The following is a 6,341-nucleotide window of genomic DNA, read 5'->3' on the forward strand; positions in this document are numbered from 1 at the left end:
ATGGGAGGTGCTGTCGGTAGAGAGCGCTATCGTGCCGGTCATATTATCATAGAGGCAATCGATGCCAAAACAAAGAAGATTGTATGGCAAGGAAGAGGTACGGGTGAAGTTAGAAATCCTGAAAAAGCAGTAAATGACCTGCCGGTAGTTGTGCAAAATATTATGAAACAATATCCGGTAATGGCCCAGAACTAAGAATTTTTTAAGTGATGATTTGAAAAGGGGTTCTTCTGTTAGATTGAGCCCCTTTTTTAGTTTATAGTTGTGGTCTATACCGTCATGCTATTCTTTATTTGTTTATTCCAGTACTTATGAACTGACTTCGTTCATTATCACATGCGCTAATTATCTACTGAGTGATCTTCTACACAACAACGCAACCTCATGGGCTAATTAACTCATACCTCATCGACTAACCACTCCACGACCAAACCGTTTAAAAAAAGTTCCCAAAAGTAAAACCAAGTAGATTGCACATCCAAAGCAAGCTGCATAAGCAAAATAGTCGCCCGTTGCTGTATAGAACGTTATTTCTTCATTCAGATTAATATCTGCTTTAAGCGCAGTTGGTACCCACCATTCGCTCTGGCTAACGATATCCCCCCGTTGGTTGATAAAGGCTGAAATACCCGTATTAGCTGCCCGCGCCACCCATCGTCGGTTTTCTATAGCTCTCAATTTAGCGTAAGCCAAATGTTGGCTTTTACCGGAGGTGTTGCCCCACCAGCCGTCGTTTGTGATTACAGCGATAAATTGAGCGCCCTGTCGTACGTATTCAGCTACATAATTTCCCCAAATGGATTCATAACAAATGACGGGGGCAGCTCCAATGCCGCTTTGCGAGTAGAAGACCGAAGGTTTTTCTTGCGAACCATAACTCCCGGTGCTACCGCCGAATGCGGCAAATAAAGGTTTTAAAAAGGATAGATACGAAAATGGTGTTTGTTCAACACCTGGTACCAATTTCGATTTATGATAGAATTGCACTTTTGAGGAATTGTCAATTAGTACGGCAGCATTAAAAACGTCATAGTATTTGGATACGTTACTGAATTGACGAGCAGATGGTGTCTGAAGCGAATCGTACAACTGCATTGATTCAATCCCGGATAATACATTTCCGTTTTTATAATTATACAGAAAATCCCGTATGCGAAGATAGCTGTCGTTATTCCTTATTTCCTCTTCATTTACTCCGGGCGGTCTTTCAGGAATTGCTGATTCGGGCCAAATAAAAAATTCGGTATTTGTTTGTGCTTTATCTCTTGATAGTCGAATAAGGTTCTCAACTTGAGTGGCGACAGGTATATTGCCGAATTTGCCATAGGGGTCAATATTTGGTTGTACTACCACCACATTAGAGGGATTTTCATGCTCCTCATACGAGAAATATTGTACTAACGAAATAATAGATGGAATTAGAACTGCTAAGGCAAAACGTATAAATTGTTTGAAGTTTAGCGTGTGTTTGAAGTTTAGCGTGGAAGTTTTCTCATAAATTCGTTTACGTAGTACAAGAAATAAAGCAATGTTGCACAACCAGATCCAAGCCGTTCCGCCATAAACTCCGGTGTAGGCATACCATTGAATTAATTGATGTGTATTGGAAAAACCGTTTCCCAAGGTCATCCAAGGAAATGCGAGATCCCAGCTTTGATGGAGATATTCATAACCGATCCACAAGCACACAAGTCCAACGAGGCTACCGGATACACTATATCGTTTTCTGAGTTGATAGTAGAGCTTAAATACGATAGCTATCATTAAGGCGGCCAAGCCAAAAGGTATTAAGCTAATAAAAATAGCGATATAGGCTGGCATTACTGCACTTATTGCATTATATACCCAGTAAATTGAAGTTGTATTCCATATCAGCGCTGTAAAACCGGCTAAAAGAAATATTTTTTGTCCTTTCTTTGTTGTGTCATCTAAAATAACACGTTCAATAGCCATTAATAAAGGGACGAAAGCTATCAAAAGAAGTAGAGCAGAATAAGGAACGGGCGGCCAGCCCAGCCATAATAAAAAGGCACTTATTAGGGCCCAAATGTAATTGTTCTTCACCTTAAAATTGAGATAGGATTTCGTTTTTCTTATTTTCGTATTCGGCTTGTGTAATTAGCTGCTTTTCAAATAGCGTTTTCAGCTTCTTCAATTTGATGGTTACTTCGTCCTCCTGTTCGGCGGATGTTTTAAGGACCGGCTCTTCTTCCGGTTTCAGTGGTGGTTCAATAGGTAATTCCTCCGGTAATGATTTTAACATAACAGGAGGTGTCGCGGCCTTTTTTAATTCTATTTCTCGTAGACGTTGCTCTTCCCGCTTCCTTTCGAGTGCTTCATTAGCTAGTTGATAAAGTTTTCTAGCTTGCACTTTCGGAATATATTCTACCGTTAAGTTCTCGCCACTTTGCGGAATTACCGTAAATTTTGCTCCAAAGAATTCCTCTTTAAACGTCACATCTTTTACATCCTGCCAAGTAAATATCTCAAAATTGGTAGTAAGACCTAGTTTAGCAGACTCACAAAGAATGATTCGCTTGCTGGTAATTACAACACAATCAGGTAGCAGTGTAACCGCTGGTTTTTTTTGTACAGCAATATAAGTGATCACTTCACCGGAAGTAAGCATGTCTTTTAACTTGCTTACGAGTTTTTCTACCACTTTAGGGTCTTGTTCCTCGTTTAGATATTGTTCTATGTACATCTTTTAAGTAAAATTCAAAATTCAAAATAAAGAATATAGGGTAAGTCGTTGAGACGTTAAGTCTTACATTCGACCATTCCCATTTCCTAATCAACTTACTCACAACTAAGCCATGCTAATTTACGATTTTCCTGCCACACAAATTACAAACTCCCCTTTTATCGGATTGTTTTTAAAATGTGTCAATACAGTTTCGATGGTGCCCCTTACATTTTCCTCGTATATTTTACTGATCTCTCGTGATACAGAAATGAAGCGGTCTTTCCCGAAATATATACTAAATTCCTCCAAGGTTTTTAGAATGCGGTGGGGCGACTCGTAAAAAATAGTAGTTCTTTCTTCGTCAATGAGCGATTTGAGTTTTGTTTGTCGGCCTTTTTTTATCGGTAGAAAGCCTTCAAAGACAAAGCTGTCCGTAGGTAATCCCGAATTTACCAATGCCGGAACAAAAGCTGTTGCGCCGGGAAGGCAAGAAACTTCCAGTCCATTTTTTATAGCTTCTCGGACTAACAGAAAACCAGGGTCAGAAATGGCGGGTGTTCCCGCATCGGATATGAGTGCTACTTTTTTACCTTCTTTTAAAAAGCGAATAATCTCGTTCAAGGCCTTATGCTCGTTATGTTGATGGTGAGCATAAGCCTTTTTATCAATCCCAAAATGCTTGAGAAGAGGCGCACTTGTACGTGTGTCCTCAGCCAAAATGATATCAGCCTCTTTTAGAATACGTATGGCACGGAATGTCATGTCTTCTAAATTGCCGACGGGTGTTGGAACGATATAAAGCATTTGTCTGTTATTAAGATCAAGTCATGGGTGTGAGGTGTCAAGAGATACCTGGATGCTACCGATGGCTTTTTATGAACATATCTTACTTACTTTTAAAGATATCAATGAGCTCGCTTTTTGCCATCCCTACAGGAGGGCAGGCCATCCCTACGGGAGCCAAGTTTTTGAATTTTTACTTTTTACTTTTTACTTTTAATATCTTTGTCTGCAAAAATAAGAATATATGTTGCAAATTAGCTATATCCGCGAGAATAGAGAGGATGTGATTAAGCGCTTACAAGTGCGTAATTTCGGTCAATTGGAATTGGTAGATGAAGTCATTCGTTTAGATGAAGGCATTCGTTCCATCAAAACCCGATCAGAGTCCATTGCAGCGGAAGGTAATGCAGCAGCGAAACAAATTGGCGAATTAATGCGTCAAGGGAAAAGAGAAGAAGCGGAAGAAATCAAAACCCGGTCAGGAGAATACAAAGAACAGCTAAAAGTATTAAACGAAGAGTTAGGCTCTTTGGAAGAGCAGTTTTTTCAGAAAATTGTTCAATTACCCAATCTCCCCTACAAAGATGTACCCATGGGTAAAACAGCGGAAGACAATGAAATTGTATTGGAGCACGGTGAAAAGCCTGTTTTACCTGAAAATGCGTTGCCACATTGGGAATTGGCAGCCAAATATGATATCATTGATTTTGAGTTAGGAGTTAAGGTTAGTGGGGCTGGTTTTCCTGTTTATAAAGGAAAAGGAGCTAAACTTCAACGCGCTTTGATCAATTTCTTTTTGGATCAAGCAATTGAAAATGGTTATCGGGAAGTACAGGTACCTATTTTAATCAATGGGGATTCGGGTTTTGGAACAGGACAATTACCGGACAAAGAAGGGCAAATGTATTATGTAACCGATGATGACTTATACCTTATTCCTACAGCGGAGGTGCCGGTAACCAATATGTATAGAGGGGAGATTCTCAAGGAGGAGGATTTTCCTATAAAAAATACGGCATATACACCTTGTTTTAGACGAGAAGCCGGATCCTATGGAGCACACGTTCGAGGATTGAACCGGTTACATCAGTTTGATAAAGTAGAATTGGTTCAGATCGTTCACCCCGAAAAATCGTATGACGTATTGGAGGAAATGAGCAAGTATGTGCAATCACTGTTGCAAAAGCTACAACTACCGTACCGAGTGTTACGCTTATGTGGCGGGGATATGGGCTTTGCCTCTGCTATGACCTATGATATGGAAGTATGGAGTGGCGCACAGCAACGATGGTTGGAGGTTTCTTCTGTTTCTAATTTTGAAACTTTTCAAAGTAACCGTTTAAAGGCACGATTTAAAGGACAGGATGGGAAAATGCATTTAGCCCATACACTCAATGGAAGTGCTTTGGCGCTTCCGAGGATTGTTGCTTGTATTTTGGAGGAAAACCAAACAGATCAAGGAATCAAAGTTCCATCGGTACTTGTGCCTTATACAGGTTTCGAATGGATTGATTAAGAAAAGTGGAATAGTTGAGTGGTTAATTAGCCGATTAGCCAATGGGATGATGGGTTTATGTGGGTTTAAAGCATTACTGTTTATGGCTTAGAGCTGGTAAATGGTTGAGTGGTTAATTAGCCGATTAGCCAATGTGATAATGAGCTTATACGGATTTAAAGCGTTACTGGTTATAGCTTCTTGGTACTGTAACTGTAATACATCAACCACTAACCACTAAACATCTTAACTAGTTTACCACTCAACAACTTAAGATATATGCTTCATCAATGTGCGCTTGGCCAGCGGTAACAATGTCTGATCGAGTGGAAAAGTAATATCGCTTTCCACATGGTAAACCGCCGGATTGGGTAGCTTTTTCCGTTTGTGTATAAGATCTTTACGAATCGACTCCGGTGTTCCGTAAAGAAAATGCCGATCGTATTTGGTAACGTAATGCATATGAACGCCACGATATTTTTCGTCTTTTCCTTCAAACAAAGTCACTTGATATTCATATACTAAAATGCCTTTCTCATCTCCGTTTTTTAATAGCATATATCCATTATATGGGTAAAGCGGCATTACTCCAATCGACTCAATGGTCAAACGGCTCTCTACAAAATCATAAATCTCTTTTCCTTCTTTTAAGACGCTACCTAACTTTACGATAGCGTAACTGATAATGCGTTCGATCTCCATCATTAATTCATCGTCGTTCACTAGCTTTTCATAGGTTAATTTTACTGCTTCCGTATCGGCATGGGTTAAACGCACCGGAAAAGAATCTTGCAGTGTTGTCTTATCCTTCTTGAACTTTTGTAAATTATTATAATGAAAGACCAAATCATTTAAGTTAGGATATAGCCTGTTTTTGTGGAAATGATGGTTGATTTCTTTAAGATAGGCTAAAAGGTGATATTTCTTGTATTCAAAATCCAAGGGAATTTCGATAAACCAATCGGCATTTAATTTAGACATATTAACCTCCGGTTTTATATGTTTAAGTTATGAAAAATTTATCGAATATACAAATCAGCTATCCATCAGCTTTTTTACCTGTATTAAAAGCAACTAACTACTCAACCATTGCCGATGCTCTAAGCCATAAGCAGTACGCTTTAAGCCCGCAATAAGCTCATCATCACATTGGCTCATCGGCTAATCAACTAGTTAACAATTTCCCTACTCAACCATTGCCGATGCTCTAAGCCATAAGCAGTACGCTTTAAGCCCGCAATAAGCTCATCATCACATTGGCTCATCGGCTCATCAACTACTTAACAATTTCCCTACTCAACCATTGCCGATGCTCTAAGCCATAAGCAGTACGCTTTAAGCCCGCAATAAGCTCATCATCACATTGGCTCATCGGCT

General features: G+C 39.6%; 6 protein-coding genes. 2 read left to right on the forward strand and 4 right to left on the reverse strand.

Annotation, left to right across the window (positions count from 1 at the left end; all coding sequences use genetic code 11):
* On the forward strand, positions 1–195 hold a 195-nt coding region (locus E0E36_RS27555; protein ID WP_130858593.1), incomplete at its 5' end, for a DUF4136 domain-containing protein.
* A 210-nt stretch (positions 196–405) separates the two neighbouring features.
* Here E0E36_RS27555 and lnt read toward each other — a convergent pair.
* The 3 genes from lnt to rsmI all read right to left on the reverse strand — a co-directional run bounded on the left by lnt (position 406) and on the right by rsmI (position 3,490).
* Positions 406–2,064, reverse strand: coding sequence for an apolipoprotein N-acyltransferase (lnt, locus tag E0E36_RS27560; RefSeq protein ID WP_130858594.1), 1,659 nt, complete (start codon positions 2,062–2,064; stop codon positions 406–408).
* Position 2,065: 1 nt separating this feature from the next.
* Entirely contained in the window at positions 2,066–2,704 is a 639-nt protein-coding gene (locus tag E0E36_RS27565) for a PH domain-containing protein (protein ID WP_130858595.1), read from the reverse strand.
* Positions 2,705–2,824: 120 nt separating this feature from the next.
* Complete coding sequence (rsmI, locus tag E0E36_RS27570; RefSeq protein ID WP_013668407.1) at positions 2,825–3,490, reverse strand: 16S rRNA (cytidine(1402)-2'-O)-methyltransferase; 666 nt, start codon at positions 3,488–3,490, stop codon at positions 2,825–2,827.
* 223 nt (positions 3,491–3,713) lie between these two features.
* Here rsmI and serS point away from each other — a divergent pair, with 223 nt between their 5' ends.
* Positions 3,714–4,985: a serine--tRNA ligase gene (gene serS / locus E0E36_RS27575; protein ID WP_130858596.1), complete on the forward strand. Its 1,272-nt coding sequence runs from the start codon at positions 3,714–3,716 to the stop codon at positions 4,983–4,985.
* A 249-nt stretch (positions 4,986–5,234) separates the two neighbouring features.
* Here serS and E0E36_RS27580 read toward each other — a convergent pair whose 3' ends face one another.
* On the reverse strand, positions 5,235–5,945 hold the full coding sequence (locus E0E36_RS27580; protein ID WP_013668405.1) for a hypothetical protein: 711 nt from the start codon (positions 5,943–5,945) through the stop codon (positions 5,235–5,237).
* Positions 5,946–6,341: the final 396 nt, after the last annotated feature.

Origin of the sequence: Olivibacter jilunii (genome assembly GCF_900607235.1) — a bacterium.
Taxonomy (GTDB): Bacteria; Bacteroidota; Bacteroidia; order Sphingobacteriales; family Sphingobacteriaceae; genus Olivibacter; species Olivibacter oleidegradans.